The sequence below is a fragment of the Kitasatospora sp. MY 5-36 genome, from assembly GCF_001182915.1.
Taxonomy (GTDB): domain Bacteria; phylum Actinomycetota; class Actinomycetes; order Streptomycetales; family Streptomycetaceae; genus Kitasatospora.
In genome coordinates, this window is sequence record NZ_LFVW01001421.1 from 1 (window position 1) to 270 (window position 270).

Genomic DNA, 270 nt, shown 5'->3' on the forward strand with positions numbered 1-270 from the left:
CCGGAGCCGCCCGCGCCCGCCGACGGGACGTCGAAGCCGCCGCCGATGCCCGCCTGGGTCTCCCGGCGCGGCCCCGCCGGGGTGCGGGTGGCGGCCGGCGGCGGCGAGGAGGCCGCCCATTACCCGCTGACCGTCGTCGTCACGCCGGCCGACGACACCGAGATCCGGCTGGACTACCGGCCCGACCTGTTCGACGAGCGCACCGCCCGCGGCCTCGTCGACCGGATGACGCTGGCGCTGCGCCAGGTCGCGGCCGACCCGGACGTTCCC

Annotated in this window: 1 protein-coding gene; it reads left to right on the top strand. The window is 79.3% G+C overall.

From position 1 onward, the window contains the following. Window positions 1–45: 45 nt before the first annotated feature. Window positions 46–270: hypothetical protein (locus AE652_RS42750; RefSeq protein WP_234348746.1), on the top strand; the 225-nt coding region annotated here is incomplete at its 3' end.